25 protein-coding genes are annotated in these 24,130 nt (G+C 38.7%); 20 read left to right on the top strand and 5 right to left on the bottom strand.

Features of this window, described 5'->3' with window-relative positions:
- Positions 1–175 precede the first annotated feature (175 nt).
- On the top strand, positions 176–1,153 hold the full coding sequence (locus D8M04_RS05595; RefSeq protein WP_121521930.1) for an NAD(P)H-quinone oxidoreductase: 978 nt from the start codon (positions 176–178) through the stop codon (positions 1,151–1,153).
- A gap of 88 nt (positions 1,154–1,241) precedes the next feature.
- Here D8M04_RS05595 and D8M04_RS05590 read toward each other — a convergent pair whose 3' ends face one another.
- Both D8M04_RS05590 and D8M04_RS05585 read right to left on the bottom strand, forming a co-directional pair.
- Positions 1,242–1,823: a hypothetical protein gene (locus D8M04_RS05590; RefSeq protein ID WP_121521929.1), complete on the bottom strand. Its 582-nt coding sequence runs from the start codon at positions 1,821–1,823 to the stop codon at positions 1,242–1,244.
- Positions 1,823–2,833, bottom strand: a complete 1,011-nt coding sequence (locus D8M04_RS05585) for a YeiH family protein (protein ID WP_121521928.1) — start codon at positions 2,831–2,833, stop codon at positions 1,823–1,825. The genes D8M04_RS05590 and D8M04_RS05585 overlap by 1 nt, the downstream gene beginning before the upstream one ends.
- 120 nt (positions 2,834–2,953) lie before the next feature.
- On the opposite strand from D8M04_RS05585, the gene D8M04_RS05580 reads away from it, so the two are divergent.
- From D8M04_RS05580 to D8M04_RS05555, 6 genes are all read left to right on the top strand, one after another.
- The gene (locus D8M04_RS05580; RefSeq protein WP_121521927.1) at positions 2,954–3,838 is read left to right on the top strand and encodes a LysR family transcriptional regulator; all 885 of its coding nucleotides are present in this window, start codon (positions 2,954–2,956) and stop codon (positions 3,836–3,838) included.
- Between the two features lie 66 nt (positions 3,839–3,904).
- Positions 3,905–4,087, top strand: coding sequence for a cold-shock protein (locus D8M04_RS05575; RefSeq protein WP_121521926.1), 183 nt, complete (start codon positions 3,905–3,907; stop codon positions 4,085–4,087).
- 180 nt (positions 4,088–4,267) lie between these two features.
- Positions 4,268–5,788: an acetaldehyde dehydrogenase ExaC gene (exaC, locus tag D8M04_RS05570; protein ID WP_121521925.1), complete on the top strand. Its 1,521-nt coding sequence runs from the start codon at positions 4,268–4,270 to the stop codon at positions 5,786–5,788.
- Positions 5,789–5,838: 50 nt separating this feature from the next.
- Positions 5,839–6,201 carry a DUF779 domain-containing protein gene (locus D8M04_RS05565; RefSeq protein ID WP_121521924.1) on the top strand — a complete coding sequence of 121 codons (363 nt, stop codon included), beginning with the start codon at positions 5,839–5,841 and terminating at the stop codon, positions 6,199–6,201.
- A 194-nt stretch (positions 6,202–6,395) separates the two neighbouring features.
- The gene (locus D8M04_RS05560; protein ID WP_121521923.1) at positions 6,396–7,433 is read left to right on the top strand and encodes a hypothetical protein; all 1,038 of its coding nucleotides are present in this window, start codon (positions 6,396–6,398) and stop codon (positions 7,431–7,433) included.
- Between the two features lie 369 nt (positions 7,434–7,802).
- A complete protein-coding gene (locus tag D8M04_RS05555) occupies positions 7,803–8,255 on the top strand; it encodes an IDEAL domain-containing protein (protein WP_121521922.1) in 453 nt (150 codons plus the stop codon).
- Positions 8,256–8,309: 54 nt separating this feature from the next.
- Here the strand turns inward: D8M04_RS05555 and D8M04_RS05550 are convergent, their stop codons facing one another.
- Both D8M04_RS05550 and D8M04_RS05545 read right to left on the bottom strand, forming a co-directional pair.
- Positions 8,310–10,316, bottom strand: coding sequence for a penicillin-binding transpeptidase domain-containing protein (locus D8M04_RS05550; protein ID WP_246001127.1), 2,007 nt, complete (start codon positions 10,314–10,316; stop codon positions 8,310–8,312).
- Between the two features lie 136 nt (positions 10,317–10,452).
- Positions 10,453–11,397, bottom strand: a complete 945-nt coding sequence (locus D8M04_RS05545; protein ID WP_121521921.1) for an LCP family glycopolymer transferase — start codon at positions 11,395–11,397, stop codon at positions 10,453–10,455.
- 656 nt (positions 11,398–12,053) lie between these two features.
- Here D8M04_RS05545 and D8M04_RS05540 point away from each other — a divergent pair.
- From D8M04_RS05540 to D8M04_RS20135, 3 genes are all read left to right on the top strand, one after another.
- Positions 12,054–12,191 (top strand): anti-repressor SinI family protein, encoded by a 138-nt coding sequence (locus tag D8M04_RS05540; protein WP_246001126.1) that lies wholly within the window; start codon positions 12,054–12,056, stop codon positions 12,189–12,191.
- Positions 12,192–12,261: 70 nt separating this feature from the next.
- Complete coding sequence (locus D8M04_RS05535) at positions 12,262–12,609, top strand: helix-turn-helix domain-containing protein (RefSeq protein ID WP_121521919.1); 348 nt, start codon at positions 12,262–12,264, stop codon at positions 12,607–12,609.
- A 369-nt stretch (positions 12,610–12,978) separates the two neighbouring features.
- Positions 12,979–13,128, top strand: a complete 150-nt coding sequence (locus tag D8M04_RS20135) for a hypothetical protein (protein ID WP_187695408.1) — start codon at positions 12,979–12,981, stop codon at positions 13,126–13,128.
- 194 nt (positions 13,129–13,322) lie between these two features.
- Here the strand turns inward: D8M04_RS20135 and D8M04_RS05530 are convergent, their stop codons facing one another.
- Positions 13,323–13,973, bottom strand: coding sequence for a YigZ family protein (locus D8M04_RS05530; protein ID WP_121521918.1), 651 nt, complete (start codon positions 13,971–13,973; stop codon positions 13,323–13,325).
- A gap of 161 nt (positions 13,974–14,134) precedes the next feature.
- On the opposite strand from D8M04_RS05530, the gene D8M04_RS05525 reads away from it, so the two are divergent.
- The 10 genes from D8M04_RS05525 to flgL all read left to right on the top strand — a co-directional run bounded on the left by D8M04_RS05525 (position 14,135) and on the right by flgL (position 24,095).
- A complete protein-coding gene (locus tag D8M04_RS05525) occupies positions 14,135–15,271 on the top strand; it encodes a sensor histidine kinase (protein ID WP_121521917.1) in 1,137 nt (378 codons plus the stop codon).
- Between the two features lie 120 nt (positions 15,272–15,391).
- Complete coding sequence (locus D8M04_RS05520; RefSeq protein ID WP_121521916.1) at positions 15,392–16,084, top strand: response regulator; 693 nt, start codon at positions 15,392–15,394, stop codon at positions 16,082–16,084.
- 1,158 nt (positions 16,085–17,242) lie between these two features.
- Complete coding sequence (locus D8M04_RS05515; RefSeq protein ID WP_121521915.1) at positions 17,243–18,085, top strand: DegV family protein; 843 nt, start codon at positions 17,243–17,245, stop codon at positions 18,083–18,085.
- A 127-nt stretch (positions 18,086–18,212) separates the two neighbouring features.
- A complete protein-coding gene (locus D8M04_RS05510; protein WP_121521914.1) occupies positions 18,213–19,619 on the top strand; it encodes an ATP-dependent helicase ComFA in 1,407 nt (468 codons plus the stop codon).
- On the top strand, positions 19,619–20,299 hold the full coding sequence (locus tag D8M04_RS05505; RefSeq protein WP_121521913.1) for a ComFC family protein: 681 nt from the start codon (positions 19,619–19,621) through the stop codon (positions 20,297–20,299). Before D8M04_RS05510 ends, D8M04_RS05505 begins: the two co-directional genes overlap by 1 nt.
- Positions 20,300–20,351: 52 nt before the next feature.
- Positions 20,352–20,780, top strand: a complete 429-nt coding sequence (locus tag D8M04_RS05500) for a TIGR03826 family flagellar region protein (RefSeq protein WP_121521912.1) — start codon at positions 20,352–20,354, stop codon at positions 20,778–20,780.
- Between the two features lie 64 nt (positions 20,781–20,844).
- Positions 20,845–21,114 (top strand): flagellar biosynthesis anti-sigma factor FlgM, encoded by a 270-nt coding sequence (gene flgM / locus D8M04_RS05495; RefSeq protein WP_342772629.1) that lies wholly within the window; start codon positions 20,845–20,847, stop codon positions 21,112–21,114.
- Positions 21,115–21,148: 34 nt separating this feature from the next.
- Positions 21,149–21,634, top strand: a complete 486-nt coding sequence (locus D8M04_RS05490) for a flagellar protein FlgN (RefSeq protein ID WP_246001154.1) — start codon at positions 21,149–21,151, stop codon at positions 21,632–21,634.
- 58 nt (positions 21,635–21,692) lie between these two features.
- Positions 21,693–23,213, top strand: a complete 1,521-nt coding sequence (gene flgK, locus D8M04_RS05485) for a flagellar hook-associated protein FlgK (RefSeq protein ID WP_121521910.1) — start codon at positions 21,693–21,695, stop codon at positions 23,211–23,213.
- Between the two features lie 9 nt (positions 23,214–23,222).
- A complete protein-coding gene (flgL, locus tag D8M04_RS05480) occupies positions 23,223–24,095 on the top strand; it encodes a flagellar hook-associated protein FlgL (protein WP_121521909.1) in 873 nt (290 codons plus the stop codon).
- Positions 24,096–24,130: the final 35 nt, after the last annotated feature.

Here is a 24,130-nt window from a genome sequence, read left to right as displayed (position 1 = left end):
TCGGCACAAGTATCGCCTGCTTAGTGTGAGAAACTCGAGCGGTACGAGCCACATTGATGGCTACTGCTTTTGTAGGATCTATTGTGGTGGTCAGTATGGCATATGCAGCCAACTTTATTTATTGCAATTATACTTAAAAGTAATAGAAACAGTACTAAAAAAGGAGGACCATAATATGAAAGCTATCACGGTAAAAAAACCAGGTGGTGCGGAACAGTTACAGGTTGTCGAATACGATAAACCAATTCCGAGAGACGGGGAATTATTAATAAGAGTAGAAGCAGCTGCTGTGAATCGAACGGATATCATGAATAGGGAAAGTAGTTCTGGATATTTGGATAATCCAATTTTAGGTGTTGAAGTTGCTGGAATAGTAGAAGAAGCGGGTGCAGGAGCAAAAATTGCTGTCGGGACGCGTGTGATGGGACTTGTGAATGGCGGAGGTTATGCGGAATATGCCGTTATGCCGGATGATAGAGCGATGGTAATTCCGGAAAACCTTTCTTTTGAAGAAGCAGCTGCTGTTCCTGAAGTATTTTTAACTGCATATCAAACGTTATTTTGGCTAGGCCAATTACGTAAAGGTGAAACCGTTTTGATACACGCTGGTGGAAGTGGAGTTGGAACGGCGGCAATTCAGCTAGCCAAACAAATCGGACAGGCGAAGGTTATTACAACTGCCGGGTCGAAAGAAAAGTTAGATTATTGCCGTTTACTAGGCGCGGATATTCTCATTAATTATAAGGAACAGAACTTTAACGAAGAAGTGTTAGCTGCAACCGATAATCAAGGAGTAGAGTTGATTCTTGATTTCATTGGAGCATCCTATTGGAGCAAAAACCTTTCTAGTATAAAAGTAGATGGGCGATGGGTGTTGATTGGAATACTTGGTGGTGCTGAAGTAGAAAAAGTCAACTTAATGGAGTTAATGTCAAAACGGATCCAGTTAACCGGGACTCTGCTCACTCCAAGAAGCGATGAATACAAGGCAGCCCTAACATCAGAATTTTCCTCTAAAACACTAGAGCTTTTTGAAAGTAACAAGCTACGTCCAATTGTTGACCATGTATTTTCTTTTGATGAAATAAAGGAAGCACATGAACATATGGAGAACAACAAAAATATTGGAAAGATAATTGTGAAGGTAAATTAACAGTTAAGTTGCTTTAAATTTGGCGATTACTAGTTGATTCAATTGATATAAGTTGACATGGAGTCTATCAATAATATAAAAAGTTTTTTTACGTAAGAGACAAGCCATCCTTGGTTTGTCTTTTTACAATTAATAAAGGAACATGGCCCTTGAGGCAGGGAACACCGCCCCCAAACGGAGGAACATCACTCTCGAGCAGAGGAACATCGCCCTCGATCGGGGAGACATCACTCTCGAGCAGAGGAACATCGCCCTCGAACGGGGAAACATCACTCTCGAGCAGAGGAACATCGCCCTCGATCGGGGAGACATCACTCTCGAGCAGAGGAACATCGCCCTCGATCGGGGAGACATCACTCTCGAGCAGAGGAACATCGCCCTCGAACGGGGAAACATCACTCTCGAGCAGAGGAACGTCGCCCTCGAACGGGGAAACATCACTCTCGACCAGAGGAACGTCGCCCTCGATCGGGGAAACATCACTCTCGAGCGGAGAAACATCGCCCTCAATCGGAGAAACATCACCCTCGAGGCAGGGAACATCGCCCCCGATCGGAGGAACATCACTCTCGAGCAGAGGAGCATCGCCCTCGAACAAGTAAAACATCGCTACCGTCCCCCACAAATAAAAATTCAGCAGACTATTAGTCTGCTGATCTATCAACTTCATTAAATTCCAGCCACCCAATACATAAGTAGAGAAACAAGCACCGATGTTATGAGCATTGCTATAAGTGGGCGCATTGCTTTGGAGCGTACTTCTTTTAAATTAACATTCAAACCAAGTCCGACCATTGCTGAGGTTAACACAAAGGTAGTGATTAAGTCTGTGCTATCCAGAAACCCATTTGAAACAGGAATCCAGTCGCCGAGCACATAGGTTCCTACTATACTCATTGCAATAAATCCTAGTAAAAACCATGGGAACGAGACTTTGGCTTCCTCCGCTTGTCCTTTTTTTCGATGCCTCATCCAGTAAATGAGAACAAAGCAAAGAGGAACCAATAAAAAGACACGGCCAAGCTTTGCAAGCAATGCCATGGCAAGTGCTTCCTCGCCAGCAGGTTCTGCTGCTAGAGCAACATGTGCTAGCTCGTGCAGGCTCAAGCCTGACCAAATTCCGTAGTGTGCATTGGAAATAGGCAGAAGTGGTAAAATTAATGTATAGATAATCGAGAATAGTGTACCTACTAACGCAATTAGTCCTATACTTATGGCTGTATCTTCCTCTTTTGATTTAATAATGGGTGCTACAGCAGCAATTGCGGCTGCACCACAGACCCCTGTTCCCACACCGAGTAATAGAGAGATGGCCGGGTTTGCTTTCATGGCTTTTGATAGAAACATAGTTACTAAAATAGCAAATATAATGGTAATAGCAGCTTTAACGAGCAGTCCAAGTCCATCCGTAAAAATTACACCAATATTTAGTTTTAATCCATATAAAATAATGGCGAAACGTAATAAGTATTTCGAGGAGAATTCAATACCTTCCCTAAAGAACTCTGGATACCCGAAAAGCTGCCTGAAAATAATGGCAAGGAGGATGGCACAGGCAAGGGGACCAATATGGTTTACTCCAGGAATAAGTGACAATACATAGCCAATAAGTGCAATAATAAAAGTAAATCCAATACCGTAAAGAATCTTTGTTACTTTATTTGTTTTTAAGTCTGTCATTATGTTTTTCCCTTCTATGATGTCCTTTTATTAGTATAGAAGTAGATGTATGATAAATAAAATAAATAATTGTAATAAGAACAATAAGTAAATATTATAATTAATAGCAGGAGGGCTAATATGGATCAGCATTTAATCGTCTTTATGAAGGTAGCTCAATTAAAGAATTTTTCTCGCGCAGCGGAGGAGCTGCATATGTCACAGCCAGCTGTTAGTCAATATATACAAGCTCTAGAACGAGAGCTCGGAGTAAAGCTTCTGGAACGAACAAATAAATATGTAGAAGTAAACAAAGCAGGAAAGATTGTCTATCAATATGGAAAAAGTATTTTGCGCGAGTATGAGCAAATGCAGACATTAGTGTCTGATTTACAAAATGAACCAGCTGGAGAGCTTCGTATTGGTGCAAGCTATACGATTGGCGAATATCTATTACCTTCTTTCTTAGCGCTGCTTCAGAAGGACTATTCAGCTATTATTCCAAGCGTATCGATTGGCAATACGGAGGATATCGGTTCAAAGCTTGTTTCTCATGACATCGATATAGGATTGGTGGAGGGGACTTTCACGCATAAACAAGTTATTTCTGTACCCTTTCAAATAGATCGATTGTATATCATTTCCAGTATAGGGAAATCCTTATTAAAGAAGCGGATAACACCTGAAGTTTTAGCAGCTGAAACATGGATTATTCGCGAAGAGGGCTCTGGAACACGAAAAGTAGTCGAGGAATTTTTTGAAAAACATCATATTTCCCCTAATCGTCTCATAACATTGGGAAGTACCCAAACGATAAAAGAGGGAGTCGAAGCTGGACTTGGTATTAGTCTTTTATCAGAGCTGACGATTCAAAAGGAGATCGAACTGGATCGAATCAGGAGGCTGGAATTCGCAGGGACGCCAATTCAACGTGCCTTTTATGTGATGAAAAATCATCATGAATTTTATCCCAAGGCACTTCAAGTTTTTGAAAATCTCGTTCGGAGAAGTCAAAACAGTGATTAGAATATACCTTACATTATGGCTCGAAAAGGAGTATAATAGTAGGTAACTACGAAAGGGGATGCTTTCATGTCATTTTCTCGCGGACCGAAAGAACCGGTACCAGAGGTAGAAACAAATGTTTGGTCATGTACAAGTGGTGAATGCCAAGGTTGGATGAGAGAATCTTTCAGCTTCGAGGCAGAACCAAATTGCCCACTATGTCATTCATCAATGGAGCGGGAAGTACGCGTACTACCAGAAATGCAATAACTAGAAAGTATCTCGAATAAACGGAGAAATGCAAGAATAACGAAATCCCTATTCCTAAGAGAATGGGGATTTTTGTTTCTTCTATAGCTTGTCATACTTCTATTTCCATTCACATATCTTCTAATAGAGGAAGCCTCATGGACTTGTCATCTTTTGAAAATAATAGAGGAGGAATGTGAGTTGAAATACAAAAATCCCAATACAGAAGGTTCTGTAGTAAGTTTTAAAAAGCGCTACGATAATTACGTTGGAGGAGAATACCTTGCTCCCATCCAAGGTCAATATTTTAAAAATGTCACACCAGTAACTGGAGAAGTTTTTTGTGAAGTTGCTCGTTCAACAAAGGAGGATGTTCAGCTTGCTGTAGATGCAGCCCACGCTGCTAAAGAGGCATGGGGCAAGACATCGGTTAGAGAGCGTGCTAATATCCTTAACAAAATAGCTGATGTGATGGAAGAAAATTTAGAAATGCTTGCCGTTGCAGAAACTTGGGATAATGGGAAAGCTGTTCGTGAGACATTGGCGGCTGACTTGCCACTGGCTATTGACCATTTTCGCTATTTTGCCGGGGTTATTCGTGCGCAGGAAGGAAGTATCAGTCAAATTGATTCTGACACGGTTGCCTATCATTTCCATGAGCCACTAGGGGTCGTTGGACAAATTATTCCATGGAATTTCCCATTACTCATGGCTACTTGGAAGCTTGCCCCAGCTTTGGCAGCAGGAAACTGCGTCGTTTTAAAGCCTGCTGAACAAACACCAGCTTCCATTCATGTATTTATTGATCTAATCAAAGACATAATCCCAGCAGGGGTCATTAATGTCGTAAATGGCTTTGGAGTAGAAGCTGGAAAACCGCTCGCAACCAACCCCGGGATTTCCAAAATTGCATTTACTGGTGAAACAACTACAGGAAGATTGATAATGCAATATGCTTCTGAAAATATTATTCCAGTAACATTAGAACTGGGCGGAAAGTCTCCTAACATTTTCTTTGAGGATGTGCTTGAGAAAGATGATGGTTTCCTAGACAAAGCAGTTGAAGGACTGGTGATGTTTGCTTTAAACCAAGGTGAAGTATGTACATGTCCTTCCCGTGCGTTAATTCAAGAATCGATATACGACGCCTTCATGGAGAAGGCAATTGAACGTGTGAAGCAAATCAAAATTGGGCATCCACTCGACACTGAAACAATGATGGGCGCGCAGGCCTCTCAAGAACAAATGGAAAAAATCACTTCCTATTTAAATATTGGCAAAGAAGAAGGAGCAGAAGTCCTTATCGGGGGCAACGTCAATCAATTAGCTGGAGAACTGGAAAATGGTTATTATGTAGAGCCAACTATCTTTAAAGGACATAACAAGATGCGCATCTTCCAAGAGGAAATCTTTGGACCGGTTTTATCTGTCACTACTTTTAAGGGAAAAGAAGAAGCCTTAACTGTCGCCAATGATACGCTATATGGTCTTGGAGCAGGTGTGTGGACTAGAAATATTAACCTGGCATATCGTTTTGGACGAAATATTGAGGCTGGTCGTGTATGGACGAACTGCTACCACCAATATCCTGCACATGCAGCATTTGGTGGCTATAAAAAGTCAGGAATTGGGAGAGAAAATCATCTCATGATGCTTGAGCATTATCAGCAAACTAAAAACCTGCTTATAAATTATAGTGAGACGTCTACAGGTTTGTTTTAATGGGAAGGGGGCAGATAGCTCCCTTTTCTTATCCACGAGGGAGGGATTTAATGGTTGAGCGTGTAATCGCTACTGCACAGGCACTTGACTTGATTGATAAGCTAAAGAATGTTCACGGCTCTTTAATGTTTCATCAATCTGGAGGCTGCTGTGATGGAAGTTCTCCCATGTGCTATCCACTAGGTGAGTTTCGTACAGGTGAATCAGATGTATTGCTTGGGAGAATTGGTGACAGCCCTTTTTATATGGCAAAGGACCAGTATGAATATTGGAAGCATACGCAGTTAATTATCGACGTAGTGGATGGGCGAGGAGGAATGTTCTCTCTGGAAGGTCCGGAGGGGAAACGATTTTTAAGCAGATCGCGTATATTTACAGAGGAGGAACGGAAAGTGCTTGGGTTAACGGAATAGGTTTCGTTTGTCATTTTTGAAGCTGTAAGGTCTATAGCTTTAGTTGACTATGACGTATACCTGTAGCAGTTTTATCGTAAGTTAACTGGCTGTAAGTACCCGACTGAGTGAAGTTTCACTTTATGAAATAATACATGCACTCCCGCCCATTTTCATCATAATCTAATACAGACCACTATAAAGGATGTGTCTCTTTGAAAAAATATTATGTAACTGGAAATACGGCGGAAGGCTTTGTCAATTATATAAAGCCAAATTTATATAATATTAATAAAATCATTGTATTAAAGCATCCATCTAATCGTTTGAAAACAAGTATAATACAAGCATTTATTACAAAATATCAAGGGGAGGAAATGGAGATTTTAAAGAGTCCGCTTAACGGACAATATCTGGATGGATTAATACTGCGGAATAAATCATTGGCAATCGTAATTGATAGGATTGTTCCAGAAGATGTAACAGATTTATTTGTTGTAGATTTAGATTTATTTGTAAAGTATCACAATGGGGTTGATGAGAAGGATATAGAGAAGTTCGAACTGTTTACCCAAAGAGCCTATAGTTCCTTTCAAATTGGTTTAAGAATTCATGATGACTTAGAGGATATTTATATTAATGAAATGGATTTTAATAAAGCGGACGCACTGTCTGAAGCGTTCATTCACGATATAATCGGGGGACAAGAGAAACATGCATCAGCAGGACATATGTATCATCGCTTATTTGGAACGAATACAGCTGATGGGGTTGTGAATGAAGTACCCAGCTTAATTAAGCCGATGAAAAAGGTATTTTATATTAAAGGGAGAGCTGGGACAGGTAAATCGACGTTTATGAAAAAAGTAGCAAATGCCTGTCAGCAGAATGCATTTGATGTAGAGGTCTATCATTGTAGCTTTGACCCTAATAGCCTAGATATGGTTCTGGTTAGAGAGCTTGATTTTTGCTTATTTGACAGTACAGATCCACATGAATTTTTCCCGTCACGTGAAGGGGAGAGCATCATTGATCTTTATGAACTCGCTGTGTCAAATGGGACAGATGAAAAATATGAGGGCAGAATTAATGAGGTTAATCAGAATTATAAATCCTATATGAAGCAGGGAGTCCGTTTTTTAGAAAAAGCAGGCGAATATTTACAGCAAATCGAAGCAACGTACTTTTTTACCTCAGATGAAGTGAAAAATATTACCGATTTTCTATCAGAACATGTCATTACTATAGATTGAGGATGAGAAAGAGGGGGCTTATCAAAAAATCTAAACTTTGGCAAGCTGAGAGCCACGGAAATGCAATGCACGTTTCCCTGGCGGCTGGTGAGCTCTTTGGGCGATTGCGTCTTGAGGAACCTCACCAGGACTTGTCTTCCTAGAGGAGTCTCCTGTATTTTTCCTCATTTATTTTGTGGATTGTTCTTGGTTTGTGTCAAACAGTTTGTTTGTGTTCCAGCCTTTTATATAACAAAAGGAAACATAATTTTCACTAATGGAAATTAATCTAATAATTTAGTATTGCTATTTTTATATAAATAATGTAAAATAAATTAACTGAATATTACGATATGTGTCTTGCCAAATTACTTAGGGAGGTGTGAATGGATGGTAACTGTTAAAATGTTAAAGCCGTATTATATCAAAACTGACCATGAGTATGTACGAATCGTATTAGCATATCAGTATTTTTCCGTTGTCATTCGCGACAAAGATTACCAATTTATTCCGATTGAGGCGAATGAGATTCGTATTAATCGAAAAACGCAAAAGGTAGAAAATGTAGAAGCGAAATTTGCTTTCCAAAATGGTAAAGATGTCGTATATCTAACGATGGCTAAATTAATTACCCTCCCTGATTTCTTGCAGCAACTTCATTCGATAGCTAGCACTTATTATATCAATGAGGCGCAAGAAAGTAGTAAAGAACAAAATATTGAAAGCGCAATCATCATTGAGGAATTGGAAAAGTTGAATGTAAAACGCCTTATTGATAAAGCGTTAGATGAGCACGATGAAGCAGCTTTTTATCAGCTAACTAAATATTTAAGTAATCATTAAAGTCATATATGTTAAAAATGCTATCCCTCATAATAACAAGGGATAGCATTTATTTTATTGCTTTTTAAATTCAGTTAGCAAGTTGGTCACTTTTTGCATGACATAGCCACTTTCTTTATCCTGTGTTTGTTCGATCATCATTGCGATAAGGATGTCTTGGTCATCGGTTGGGTAGCCAACAAACCAGCTATTGATTGCTCCATCTTCCTCTTCTAGAGTAAGTTTCAATTCCACTGTTCCTGTTTTTCCGGAAATAGGAAAGTCAGCCTTCTGTGCTTCTTTAACAGCTCCATCTGTCACGACAGCGCGCAGTGCCTCTTGAATAATATCCGACTGTTCTTCTGTAATCAGGTCTTCTTTCCAAACTTGCCCATCTTCCTCATCAGCGAAAATAGTCGGCTTTATCATTTTTCCATCGTTTAAGAATGTTGTATAGGCTGAGGCAAGGTGGATGGCACTCATCTGTACTTCTCCTTGACCATAACTTGAATTGACAAGGAGTACTTCATCATCTAGGCTGCCACTGTTGGAAATCATAGATGCTGTTGTTGGGTAAGAGTAAGGAATCTCTTCTCCAAATCCGAATTCCTCCATCCCTTTAACAAATTTATCTGCGCCCATTTTGACAGCTTGCATGGCAAAATAGATATTGTCAGAACGGACAAGCGCATCCCTTAAATCAACTGGGCCATTTGAAGTAGATACACGAGTTACCTCATATCCTCCCCATTCTTCGCCTTTACTCCATGTTAATCCTTCGATTTCAAATCCTTCTTCAGGATTAATACTTCCGTTTTTAAGTCCGATTGCAGCTGTGATCGGTTTTAAAACCGAACCAGGTGCGAAAGTTGAGATAGAGCGATTAATTAATGGCTGTTTTTCATTGCCTTCTAAACGCTCCCATATATCTTCTGATGTCCCATACATTATTTCGTTTGGATCAAAAGCAGGACTGCTTACTAGTGCTAGCGTTTCCCCTGTTTTAGGATCTATGGCAGCAGTAGTGCCCGCATCACCATCGTAAGCCACATAAACTCTCTGCTGGGCATTAATATCAATAGTCAGCGTAATATTTTCTCCATTTTGGACTGGTTTTTCAGCAAGAATGACATTTTCTTCATCCTCTTTGCTTATATAAATCTGAACACCTTCCTGTCCTTTAAGCTCCGCCTCATATAAACGTTCTAACCCTCTAGCACCAATCATATCATCTGGTGCATATTGACTTTCATCAAATTCTTCAAAATCATCTGCACGTACCGTTCTTAAGTAACCAACAAGATGTGCAGCCGCTTCACCTGCAGGATACACACGACCCACATCAGAATTAATCAGCACACCTGGCACCTCTAATAGCTGGTTTACTACCGTTTCATTAGACGGTGAGATTTGCTTTAAAGGAACAAAACTATTCGGCTGTACCCAGTTTGCTTGAAGAGCCTTGTCAATAGAGTCTACAGAAATTCCAAGTAGGTTTGCAACTTGTTCATTGGAGTTACCTGCTAGCTTTTCAGGAACAAGGCCAACCTCATATACTTCATCATTGAGTGCAAGTGGGATATTGTTTCGATCCAAAATTTCTCCACGCTTTGGCTCTATAGTTTCGAGTCTTATCTCTCCGCCATTTTTTAGTTCAGGGTAAATAAACCCCGAATCCCATTGAACGAACCAGTTTTTTTCTTCCTCTTCACCTTCTTGAACAAGTGTCGCAGAATAATCAAAAGTAACCGGACCAGCCAATGTGTCCATTTCCACATGGAATGGAATCTCAGCTTTTCCTTCTTCAAATGCTGTATTGATGCTTTCTTCATCCAAAGCATCAAAAGATACTTCTACGTTTGACACACCCATGCTTTCATATATACCAGCTTGGCGTTCGATAGACTCCTCTTCTGAATAGGATGTTTTTGTCTCAGAGGAGAAGAGGGTATACATTTCATTATAGGCTTGCTCATTCCAATGTGTAATAAAGGTTTGAAAACGGTCATTAGGTGATGCATTATCTTCGGAGCATGCAGCTAAGAAAAGAAGTATAATACCTAATAATATATATTTTTTCAAAATAAGTACCCCCATTATTTATTGATTTAAGTAAGTATACGATTCTGGCTAAGTAAAAGATTCGCTGTAAGAAAAATAGAAGAAAAGTCACACTGTGAAGGAATCATCAGGTGACTTTTCGATTGAGTATTGGATATTATTGGACTTCAGAATGCTCTTTGATTTCAGTTGATATTCGGTTGAATTCCTCGTCTGGAACGACATAATAATAAATGCCATTAATCATTTGTCCACTTCCGTTAATCTGCATGGTCTCAATGTTTTTACGAGTCCCAATATAATCAGTAAATAAGGTTTGGATTTTATTCATATCCAAGTCCGTTTGGACATTAGATCCTAAAATCTCTAACATTTCACCAAACTTCGTAATACTGGAGAAGTTAGCTGCTTTATCAATGGCAGCAGCGATTACTACTCGTTGTCTTTCATTACGACCAAAGTCTCCATTTGGATCTTGCTTTCTCATCCGAATATAGTCTAAAGCTTCTTCACCGTTTAAGTGAATTTCTCCTTCTGTGAAGCTAGTGCCCCCTTGACTAAAAGCAAAGTTATTTTGCACCGTTACACCACCAAGGGCATCAATTCCCTGTTTGAAACCTTCCATATTTACTCTTCCATATACATGGATAGGAATATCAAAGGTTTCTTCTACGGTCTGTACGGATAAATCCACACCCCCAAATGCATAGGCATGGTTAATTTTATCCATCCCGCGTCCAGGAATATTTACATAGGTATCACGAGGGATACTAAGCATAAGCATGGAGTTCGTATTTGGATTCAAAGAAAGAAGAATCATTGTATCAGAACGACCGCGGTCACCACTGCGTTCATCTACTCCCAGTAATAAAGCATTAATAGCATCTTTTTGTTTAAAGCGATCATCAACAGCTCGCTTAAATTCCGGATCTTCACTTCGAGCCAAAGGAGTATGCATGGTTTCTACAGTATTGCCAACCTGATTCCATAAATAAAGCGCATAACCTCCAACAATTAGAATCAAAGCAAGGATGATACCCCCAACCCAAAAGGGCCATTTACGTCTTTTTTTGTTTTTATTATTTTCTAATCTTGAACTCACAAGAATTACTCCTTAATATATCGAAATTTGTAAATAATAGTATGTTTAAATTATATAGGAAACGGGTAAAATAGTCTATTAAGATTTTTTATACTCTTTTTAAAAGAGAATTACATTTAATTTGTTCTAGTATGAGTAAAAGAAGTATCATTACCCTTTTTGTTGCAATTAAATAGCTAGTGACACAGAGTGCTGTAATATTATATCGTCATTATAAAATTCAAAGCGTGAAAAACTTAATACCAAGTTAGCTTGATGTAAGACCATGTTTAGAAAAAAATCGATAAGGATACAAGAATAGCAGTAAGGGAGAGATTCTTATCTAACACCCAAATTCGTCCAAGGACCTCCTACTCACCCCTTAACACCCCATTGGGAAATATAAGACACCCACAACTGAGTGAGATTTCACTTGATTAATATAGACTATTTACTTGGTGAGACACCCAATTATTATTAAGATGCAGTAGAGATAAAAATTTAAAAGTCTCTTATTATATGAAAAAAGTTATTTTCCGACAAAACAAGTCATACCATATGTTTGGTTAATATAGTATGATAGTCTCATGAATATTCCGAATCATCATAATAGTGGACTGGATAGAATATACTAATTTATCGCTAAACAAAGTTTAAATTAATGGGGGAAAATGGAGTTGGCAAATTTAACAGAGAATGTGGCGTTGGATAGAGAATGGGTCATGTTAATTGAGGAAGCCAAGGAAATAGGAATGACATTGGAAGAGATACGTGAATTCTTTCAAGTAGGGAGAGTAAATGGAAATATTAAATAATTTTCGTACATTATATAGAACTGCTTATCATTTATATGATATAATTCGCGTTGAAAGTAGGTGAGATGACTTGATAGGTGAAAAAATTAAAAAATTACGCCAAGAGAAAAAAATGTCAATCTCAGAGCTCGCCGAAAAAGCAGGAATAGCGAAATCATATTTAAGTTCTATCGAGCGAAACTTGCAGTCCAATCCTTCGATCCAGTTCATCGAAAAGGTTAGCGATGTGTTGGGAGTCTCTGTAAACGACCTAATAAATGATAAAGAACAAACCGATCCATCTAAATTAGATAATGAATGGTTACAAATTGTAAGAGAAGCGATGGATTCAGGGGTTTCAAAAGAACAATTTAAAGAATACCTTGAGTTTAATAAATGGAAGAGAAAACAAGAAAATGAAACAGATGGCAATTTGTAACTGTAAAGCACATGCTTTACAGTTTTCTACGTTGGAAAAATAATCCTCTATCTATTATTTTATAAATTCACGAATCTATAGTGGAGTAAGGATGCTTATTACCTTTTTACTCGTGGTTGCATATACTGTCATATAAAATTCTCTTTAGGGTTAGACGCCAAATTGTAGTCATGATAGGCGCAAATAACAAAGGGTTCTGAAGTTGGCAATAATTGGAGAGGTAACCAATCTATTAACCCATATAATTGTAGAATATTTATAGATTTTGTGTTAATATATCCTACATGTAATAGATTCCGACATAATAATGGTTTTTATTCGAAAGTTCATCTAAACCTGTTTATGTTGTATAAAGGCGGGATTTCCTTTATGGGGGAACAAGAAAAATATAAAAAGTTATTAAAAAAAGTAATTGATGAAACAGAGAATCATACGATTAATACAGCAGAAGAACTTATCCAAAAACTTGTACAAGAGCTAACTAAAACCCATTCATACAGTCAACATACTCAATCTTAGAGCAAAGAGCTACATACCCATTGGGCATGTAGCTTTTTCGTAAGTTAGGAAAGCAAAAATATGGAAAAGAGTGGATTTGGATGGGTGTAGTCAAAACTTTATAAAGATGACGGTTATTAGCTCTAATAACATCTAAGCTTTCTAAATAAATTAAAAAGAGCAAAACTTACTGTCTAAGGGGGTTACTATTTAATTCAACCTTCCTTCGTTGACTCCACTTCTATTTCTATATATTTACTCTCCAAATCAGATAGCTCAGCTTGATTGTTAGTGAGGTCGACCATCCAATTTTTAAAAGTTTCTTCCTCTCCATCTTGTACATATACAATAAATTCTACGTTTTCAAGATAATGAATGTTTTCTAGAATGTGAGTTGAATTTCTTAAAACATTTTCAAGCTTTCCCAGTAATCCATAATCAACCGTTACGGAAATGCCTTTCATCAACTGCCGCTTTACAATTCCTGTTGTTTTGACAGCTTGAGAGGTAGTGCCTCCATAGGCGCGAATCAATCCTCCTGCACCTAATTTAATCCCTCCAAAGTACCGGGTAACGACAACTGCGGTGTCTTTCAAATGCTGTTTTTTTAACACTTCTAAAATAGGAATACCTGCAGTACCACTTGGTTCTCCGTCATCATTTGCCTTTTGAATTTCATCATGTTCGCCGATAATATAGGCAGAGCAGTTGTGTGTAGCATCATGATGCTTCTTCTTTATTTCTTGGATAAAGGCTTGTGCAGCTTCTTCGGTTTCAACGCGTCTTACATAACCAATAAACCGGGATTTCTGTATGATTAACTCGTCACTGCCTTCTGGTTTTACGGTATAATAAAATGATAGCATAAATGTTTTAATCCTCCTACAATTGGGTATATAGTGTTGGAATTGGAATAATTAAATATACATATTAAAAAAATTAGTGGGAATTTCCTATAATAATATAGAAAGACCCTATTAAAAATAATAAAGTGTTCGTATTATTATAGCAAGGTTGGTGGAAAACAGTGGCTGTAAAAATTAGTGAGAAAGCATTAGATCATGTCATCGATGAGATGGTTGATGTTGTTGAGAACAGTAAGGACGAGATTTTTAACATTAGTGAAGGTGCTCGTTCAGAGTATGAAAGACTGGTAAGAGAATTAAAAGAGACAAAGGATCAAGTAATCCGACTTATAGACGATGGGGATCAGCTTGAACAAAGAGTAAAGTTTTCCAGACAACGCCTAGCTGAAGTAAGTAAGTATTTCGATAGGTACACGGAGGCAGAAATCCGTGAAGTGTACGAAAACACACATAACATGCAAACTAAATTAGCCATGCTTCGCCAACAGGAAGAAGTATTACGGGAAAAGCGAAATGAATTGGAACGAAGACTTGTAAATTTAGCAAATACCATTGAACGAGCTGAAGGTCTGGCTAGCAAGATTACTGTCATATTGAATTATTTACAGGATGACTTTAAGCAAGTTAATGAGATGATTGTAGATGCAAAAGAAAAGCAGGAATTTGGCTTAAAAATTATTGAAGCGCAAGAGGATGAAAGAAGGAAAATTTCCAGGGAGATTCATGATGGCCCGGCACAAATGCTTGCCAATATTCTCCTCAGATCCGAAATTGTGGAAAAAGTTTATCAACAAGGAGAAATGGAAAAAGCATTAGAAGAAATTCGCAGTATACGCGTCCTAATAAGGTCATCTCTTTATGAAGTAAGGAGAATTATCTACGACCTGAGACCAATGGCCCTTGATGATCTTGGTTTAATCCCGACAGTTAAGAAATATATTAAGACGGTTTCAGATTACAACAATTTAGATATTGATCTAGTTGTAATGGGAAGAGATATACGTTTGCAACAAAAATACGAAATTGCCTTGTTCCGGTTAATGCAGGAGTCGTTGCAAAATGCCATTAAACATGCACAGGCAACAATGATAAAGGTAAAGCTTGAAATAGGAAGCAATAGAATAACGATGCTGATAATAGACAATGGTAAAGGCTTTGATACCCAGATTAAGAAGGATAAATCCTTTGGACTATTAGGGATGAAAGAAAGAGTAGAGATGCTTGATGGGTCTTTAAACATAAATTCCACTATTGGAAAAGGGACAATCGTATCAATTCAAGTACCCTATATTAACTGAAATGAGGTATAATAGAACATATATATCTTCATTTCTCTCATATACAAAGAAACTGATTCAAATGGGGTTTACTGAAATAGTAATAGGGAGATTTCTATAATACTAGGAGGAATAGAGAAAATGAATGGTGATAAACGGATTAAAATCGTGTTGATTGATGATCATAAATTATTTCGTGAAGGGGTAAAGAGAATTCTGGAATTTGAACCATCCTTTGATGTCGTTGCAGAAGGGGATGACGGTTCAGAAGCTGCGAAACTAGTAAAGGAAAATAATCCAGATGTGGTATTAATGGATATTAATATGCCGAATACAAATGGTGTTCAGGCAACTTCAGATTTGGTTAGATATTTTCCAAATACAAAAGTCATTATCCTTTCTATTCATGATGATGAAAGTTACGTGACACATGCATTAAAAACCGGGGCACAAGGTTACCTATTGAAGGAGATGGATGCGGATTCTCTTATTGAAGCTATTAAAGTAGTGAAAGAAGGCGGCTCATACCTTCATCCGAAAGTGACACATAATCTAGTAAAGGAATACCGTCGTTTAGCGAAGGAAAGCACATCTAACTTTGCTGATCGCGGTGTAGAATATCGCAAACCACTTCATCTTCTTACAAAACGTGAATGTCAAGTATTGCAACTGCTTGCAGATGGCAAGAGTAATCGTGCCGTAGCAGAAACGCTATATATTAGTGAGAAGACAGTGAAGAACCATGTTAGTAATATTTTACAAAAAATGAACTGTAATGACCGTACTCAAGCCGTTGTATCAGCAATCCGCAAGGGCTGGGTAGAAGTTATCTAATAAACATATGATTATAAGGGTGTACTTCAAAATGTAGGTAAAACTACTTTTGAGTACACTTTTTTCTTGGTTAAAATCCTCTGTTCGTAGATTGATATTTGTGTGCGTAGTTGATAGAAAGTGTTGATTTATTTAATTCAAGATTGTGGGTAAAACCGCTCCGGAAATACACTACGCTTTCCGCGGGCGCTGCTGAGCCTCCTCAAGGCTGTCGCCTTTGCGGGGTCTCACCTAGGCTTGTCATCCCGCAGGAGTCTTCGTGTATTTCCTCCGCTAAGTTGTGCTATTAATCTTTAAACAATGTATAGAGGAAACACCACCCTACTATATATGAAGTGTTTGTAGCGGGGGGCAGTCGACTCCTGCGGGAAAAGCAACAAGCGAAGACCCCGCAGGAAGCGGTTTTCTTCCGAGGAGGCTGAGGCGTTGCCCGCGGAAAGCGTACTGCCCGCAGCGGAAATCACCAGCGCATATTTCAGGTGTGTTTCCAGATGCTTATGCAGCAATATGCTGAATTAAACTAGTTCACAGTCTGTCTAAATTATGAAACAGAAATTTTTTCTCAACAGCTATCCCTTTGAGTAAAAGGTCACTCATGAGCGAAATGAAAGCCCGAATGAGAGAAGAACTCGAGTAAAAGGTCACTCATGAGCGAAATGAAAGCCCGAATGAGAGAAGCACTCGAGTAAAAGGTCACTCATGAGCGAAATGAAAGCCCGAGTGAGAGAAGCACTCGAGTAAAAGGTCACTCATGAGCAAAATGAAAGCCCGAGTGAGACAATCACTCGAGTAAAAGGTCACTCATGAGCAAAATGAAAGCCTGAATGAGAGAAGCTCTCGAGAAAAAAGTCACTCATGGACATCAGGAACACCCGAACTTAAGACGTCCTTGTATTTTTTAGTTGAACCTTAAGATAAGCAATGATTTTTTCAGTACTATCGTGTAGAATATAAATGAATTGGCTCAAGCTTGTTCACCCTCATTTTGAAAAGAAACTTCATATAGAGGGCTATCCTTCAGAAAAAAGAGATGTTTAGTTACGCGCGACGCCGTTTTCTGTCCCTGTTATCTCGGCACAATATGCGTGTTTAATAAACCAGAGCAAGTCCTGATCGACTAGTGATAAAAGCCTAAGTAATTGTAGAGGAGAAGATAGTATGAAGGTAGCTGTTATGACGGATAGTACCGCATACATACCAGAAGACATACGTAATGAGCATGATATCCATATGGTTCCATTAAGCGTTAACTTTGGGGATGGATCCTATCAGGAAGAAATAGACATAACAACCGAAGATTTTTATAATAAAATGAAAGAATCACAGGAACTCCCAACTACCTCACAGCCCTCGATTGGTTATGTGACCACGAAGTTAGAAGAACTATCCAAATCCTATGATGCCGTTGTCTCCATTCATTTATCAAGTGGTATTAGTGGAACCTTCCAATCTGTCGTTAGCGCCGGAGATATGGTTGAAGGTATTCTTGTTTATGCTTTTGATTCCGAAATAAGCTGTATGGCTCAGGGATTTTATGTTCTTGAAGCAGCTAGAATGGCAAAAATGAATAAAACGCCAGAGGAGATTCTAACTAGACTAAATGAAATGAAAGAGAGTATGACTGCCTATTTCATGGTAGATGATTTAACGAACCTGCAACGCGGAGGTCGTTTGAGTGGTGCGCAGGCACTTGTAGGAGGACTTTTGCAAATTAAGCCAATCCTTCATTTTGTGGACAAAGTCATCGTTCCTTTTGAGAAAATCCGGACTCGAAAAAAAGCTATTAGTCGAATTACGAGTATGCTTGAAGATGCGGCGAGTAAGGGAGATCCGTTAGATGTTTCATTTATCCATGCAAATGATGAGGCCGCTGCCAAAGAACTCCGTGATGCGTTTGCAGAAAAGTTCCCTAACGCAGAAACAAACATTAGCTATTTTGGTCCAGTAATTGGTACACACCTAGGGGAAGGTGCACTCGGAATAGCTTGGTATAGGAAATAGCACTTATATTATTGCAAATTATCTAGTTGTAAGACTTCCACTGAGTGAAGTATCATTTAATATCGAATCATCCAAGCTGCCGGATTCGCTTCTGGCAGCTAATCCATTTATTAAAAGGAGCGATATAATGGAAGAAAGAGCAATATCCTCGGAACACCTCAAATTCCTCTTATCTGGAAAACTACTATTAAGACAGGAAATTCCCCTTGATGAAATCCTATTTCAAAAGCTACTCCAACAACAAATTATTCGTAAAGCAGGTTCAATTGTCCAGAAAGGATTTTCCAATCAGTGTCTTCGCTGCGGTAACAAAAAAACCTCTCTTTTCGCAACTATACCTTGTGGAACTTGTTCAAAAACGCATTTATATTGTCGAAACTGTATTGCGATGGGAAGAGTAATGGAATGTGAACCATTATATGAATGGCATGGTGAAAGTGTGAGCTGGCCAAATCATCTAGAACCATGCACATGGCAAGGACAACTGACGCTAGTACAAGAGCAGGCTGCAAATCGAATTATAAAGGCGATTCGAAAAGAAGAAAAAGAATTACTCGTTTGGGCGGTTTGTGGAGCCGGAAAAACAGAAATGTTGTTTCCAGGGATAACGGCTGCATTGGAATCAGGTTTGAGAATTTGTATTGCTACACCAAGAGCAGATGTTGTTCGTGAATTACTTCCTAGATTAAAGAAAGCTTTCGAAAATGTCACAGTAGAGGCATTGTATGGTGGAAGTCCCACCAAAGCCGGAACTGCACAGTTAATCCTTGCTACTACTCATCAGTTGCTTCGGTTTAAGCAGGCATTTGATGTGATTATCATTGATGAAGTAGATGCCTTCCCATACCATAACGATGCTTCTCTCCCATTTGCAGCAAATAGAGCGAAAAAGAAACGGTGCACAACGATTTACCTAACAGCTACCCCAAGGAGAGAGCACCGAAAAAGAATACAGCAAAAAAAGCTAGAACAAGTTTTTGTTCCTATCCGCTTTCACGGTCAACCCCTTCCAGTACCACAAAAGAAAATTTGTTTCTCTCTAAAAAAGGATTTAAAAAAGTTTCTGCCTCCAAAAGAATTTTTTACCTGGATACCCAACAGAAAAAATCCTGCCCGGCAATTACTTATTTTTGTTCCGACAATTGCCCTGGCAGAAAACATGCACAGTATTATGCGCCGCTATTTAGTGGGAATGAACTTCTTAAAAAATGAAAAGGAGATGGCATTCGTTCATGCGGAAGACCCAAACAGGGAAGAAAAGGTTCTCCTCTTCCGTGAAAAGAAAATACAGGTTCTATTGACGACAACCATTCTGGAAAGAGGGGTAACTTTTCCTTCGGTAGATGTTGCAATTATAGATTCAGGGCATAAGGTTTTTGATGAGGCTGCATTAGTTCAAATTGCAGGACGTGCTGGGAGGAGTCCAAATGACCCAAAAGGGGAAGTGCTTTTTTTCCATGATGGCAAATCGGATGCGATGGAAGAGGCTATTTTATCCATTAAACAAATGAATAGGCGAGGAGGATTCAAGTAATGGAATGTCTGTGGTGTATGGAAGAGATAATCGTCGAAATTAGCTGGATTAATCTTTTTCAAGTAGAAAGGCAGGTAGCATTATGCAGTCGATGCAATGAACAGCTGGAGAAAATAACAGGTGCCCGATGCAAGCATTGCAGTCGCCAATCCACTCAAGATATATGTCCTGATTGTAAGTGGTGGAAATCTCAAGAGAAGGGTGATCCTTTAGAAAAGAACTTTTCTATTTTTCATTATAACGATTTTATGCAAGCAATTATTGCTAAGTGGAAGTATCGAGGTGATTATGTTTTAGGTGAAATATTTGAACAAGAACTCTTTCAAGCGTGTAACGAGCAATTCAAATTTTTAATGAAAGAAGCTGTGGTTGTTCCTATTCCTTTAAGTAAGGAACGCAGTAAAGAAAGATGCTTTAATCAAGCAGCTATGCTCGCAGGATTTATCCCTATGGAAAAAAGGAATATTCTATCAAGAATACATGGAGAAAAGCAATCGAAAAAGACGAGAAGAGAAAGAATTTCAGCAACAAATCCTTTTTTTATGTCCGAATCACTTAACAAACCTGTCCTTTTGGTCGATGATATATATACAACAGGTACAACGTTAAGACATGCAGCAAGCCTGCTTAAGGCAAATGGCAGTCATAAAGTCTATGCCCTTACATTAGTACGTGGATAAGCAACTTGATTTTTGATAGAATTTGAATAATACGTAAAAAGAGGGATAAATGATGGCAGAATTAGCTAATTGTTCACGCTGTGGCTCCGTTTTCTTAAAAGGAGTACGTGACATCTGTCCGGATTGTTATAAAGAAGAAGAAGAAGCATTTCAAACGGTCCATGATTTTCTTATAAAACAAAAAAATCGACAAGCAAATATGCTTCAGATTGTAGAAGATACTGGTGTTGAAGAAAGTTTTATTACGAAATTTATTAAAGAGAAAAGATTGCTGATTTCGCAGTTTCCCAATCTGGCTTACTCTTGTGAGCGCTGTGGGAATGATATAACCTCAGGGAAAATCTGTGCAAGCTGTCAAGCAGAATTGACAAAAGAGCTGCAGGATTATGAAGAGATAGAAGATCGCCTGCAAAGCATGAAAGATAAGGAGAAAGTATCGAGTAATACGTACTATTTTATTGGTAAAGATAGGAAAAATTAACTCTTTATACTCTTTACATGTTGCCGATATTAAGAGGAGAAGTTAGCTGAACGAAGGGGTGTGAATGAACGTGAAGATAAATGGCCCTAATCCAACCAATTTTAATCCATATAAGAAAATTATGGAAAAGCAAGCTGCACAGCAAAAAGAGATGAAAAAGCAAGATCAGGTTGAGATCTCAGAGCAAGCGAAACAATTACAGGAAACGGATAAGCCAAACGCAAAACGTGCAGCTTATGTACAAGAAATTAAACAAGCCATACAATCTGGTGAATACAAAGTGAATGCAGAAAAGACGGCGCAGAAAATGATCGATTTCTGGTCATCGAAGTAAGTGTGGCTAATAGAAGGAGGTTGTTTCTTTGCCAGTGACACCAGTAATAGAATTGATGAACAACCTAGTCCAGGTGCATGAAGAGCTTTTAAATATATCTAAAGAAAAGTCTGATCGCATAAAAGAAGGAGATATGGATAAGATGCAAGCAATCCTTGTGAAAGAACGGAAGCAAATTAGATTGCTAGAACAAACGGAAAAGAAAAGACAGGAGCTAGTTGATGCTTGGTTTCTATCCCACTTTCCTTCAAGCGAAGAAGCTACGATTACGAAGATGCTCGAAGCTATGGAACAAGAACAAGATAAAGAAATTTTGGCTGGAGTTACAGCTAAACTAACCGAGCGGATAACGGAATTAAAGCAGCAGGAGGAACTGAACCGAGTATTGCTTAGTCAATCGATGCAATTTGTTCAGCTATCACTGGATTTGATGCGACCTTCTATTTCTAATATAAACTATGGAAGCAAAAATAAGGAAAATGAAGAACCCAATCGATCGTTATTTGATTCTCAAGCTTAATGTTTGTTGAAATGCGGTCTATCAGAACATAAATAGTTAAAGCAAAAGGAGTTAAACAATGAGTACATTTCACGGTTTAGAGATGGCGAAGCAAGCGCTATTTGCACAGCAATCAGCGCTGTATACGACAAGTCATAATATTGCAAATGCAAACACAGAAGGTTACACAAGACAGCGTGTGAATTTTGAATCTACTACTCCATTTCCAGCTGGTTCTCGAAATCGCCCGCAAATTCCTGGGCAAATCGGTACTGGAGTTGAGGCAGGTTCTATCCAGCGAATTCGAAATGAATATTTAGATACACAGTTTCGTGGAGAGAATACGCTTGCTGGTTATTGGGAATCCAGAGCGAATGCCTTAAGCAGATTGGAAAATCTACTTAACGAACCATCTGAAACAGGCTTGTCTGCGTCTATGGATGGGGTTTGGCAGTCCTTACAGGATCTGGCAGTGAACCCAGAGAACTCTGGTGCACGTGCGGTTGTAGCTCAACGTGGTCAAGCATTGGCAGACACCTTTAACTATTTATCTAATTCCTTATCCAACATTCGCGGCGACCTGAAACAGCAAATTAATTCTAATGTAGATCAAGTAAACACCATTCTTAAGCAAATCAGTGACATTAACCAGGAAGTGAAGAAGTTAGAAGTTCATGGTTATGTAACGAATGATCTTTACGATAAACGGGACCTCCTAATAGATGAATTATCCAAAATTATGAACGTAGAGGTGGATCATTCTAAAAGCAGTGATAATGCCTCGGATGTTGCAGATGGCTTGGTTACCATTACATTTAATGGCCAAACATTAGTAGATGGTGCAAAAGGTGACCATCAAAAGCTGGCTGTTGCCTACCACAATGCTACTGCTGATCCTAATGAAAAAGTTTACGGTTTGAATTTCGTGGATGAAAATAATAATGTAACTGGACAACTTTCATTCCCTCTACCACCAGAATCACAGGGTTCTTTAAATGCATTAATTGAAGCTTATGGATACGGAGAGACCAATGATACTAATGGAGATTTTGTGGCAATGCTTGCAACTTTTGATGACATGGCAGCTTCATTTGTTCAAGCATTTAATGGGCTTCATGAAGGTGGTTTGGATTTAAATGGAAATGCGGGTCTTCCATTTTTCTCATTTGACCCAGCTGGTGTGGAAGGTGCTGCTACGATTGTAGTCAATAGTGCTATTTTAGATAATCCAGACTTGATTGCAGCAAGTAACGATGGAAATACTGGAGACGGCGGAAATGCACGAGATTTAGCTAATGTTTTTGAACTTCCTTTGAGCTTTAAAGATGGAGAGGTCACATCTATCAAAGAATATTATGAATCTGAAATTGGAAAGCTCGGTGTAAAAGCTCAAGAAGCCAATCGAATGGCTGATAATACGAGCATTCTCCTAACACAGGTGGAAAATCAGCGACTGTCCGTTAGCTCTGTATCACTTGATGAGGAAATGGTGAATATGATTAAGTTTCAACACGCCTATAATGCTGCAGCCAGATCGATGACGGCTACTGACGAACTATTAGATCGAATTATCAATAATATGGGCTTAGTAGGAAGGTAGGTGACTAGAATGCGTGTAACACAGAATATGCTTTCAACAAACATGTTAAAGAATTTATCCAATAGCTATTCAGAAATGGGTAAATACATGGAGCAATTGAATACAGGGAAGAAGATAAATAAACCGTCTGATGACCCAGTTGTAGCTATGAATGGGATGGGATATCGTTCCGAATTAGCACAAGTTGAACAATTCAAGCGCAATACCAATGAGGTACATAATTGGTTTGATAATACGGATGCAGCATTAGATCAAGCTACACAAGCTATGCAGCGACTACGTGAATTAGCTGTTCAAGCAAGTAACGATACATATGATGCTTCTGAGCGGCAGAATATTGCAGCTGAAGCGAAGCAAATTAAATTGGATCTAATTGATATTGCAAACACTCAAGTTAATGATAAATATATTTTTAATGGTACCAATACAAATGAGGCTCCGTTTGATGGAAATGGTGACCCTATTAACATAATGAACTCAAATGTTGAAATAGAGGTTGCTAAAGGAACGGTACTAAATGTAAATGTCTCTGCAGAGGCTGTATTCGGTTCAGGAGCTTTGTTTGATAGAATAGATAATTTTATTACGAAATTAGAAACAAACACAGGTGATATAGCTGCTAGTTTAGGAGAGATTGATGATGATATCGATAATATCATTAACGCCCGCGCAGACCTTGGAGCAAGAATGAATCGTTTGGAATTGGTAGAGAATCGGTTAGACCAGCAAGAGGTGATTGCCACGCAAACAATGTCCAAGAACGAGGATATTGATTATGCAAAAGTAATTACCCAGCTCATTACACAAGAAAGTATCCATCGAGCAGCATTATCCTCAGGATCACGTATTATTCAACCTACGTTGGTTGACTTTCTAAGATAACCTAAATAAACCCTAGCCCAATCAAGGGTAGGGTT

This window comes from Oceanobacillus piezotolerans (assembly GCF_003665065.1).
GTDB lineage: Bacteria > Bacillota > Bacilli > Bacillales > Amphibacillaceae > Oceanobacillus > Oceanobacillus piezotolerans.
This window is presented reverse-complemented; position numbering and strand designations above follow the sequence as displayed.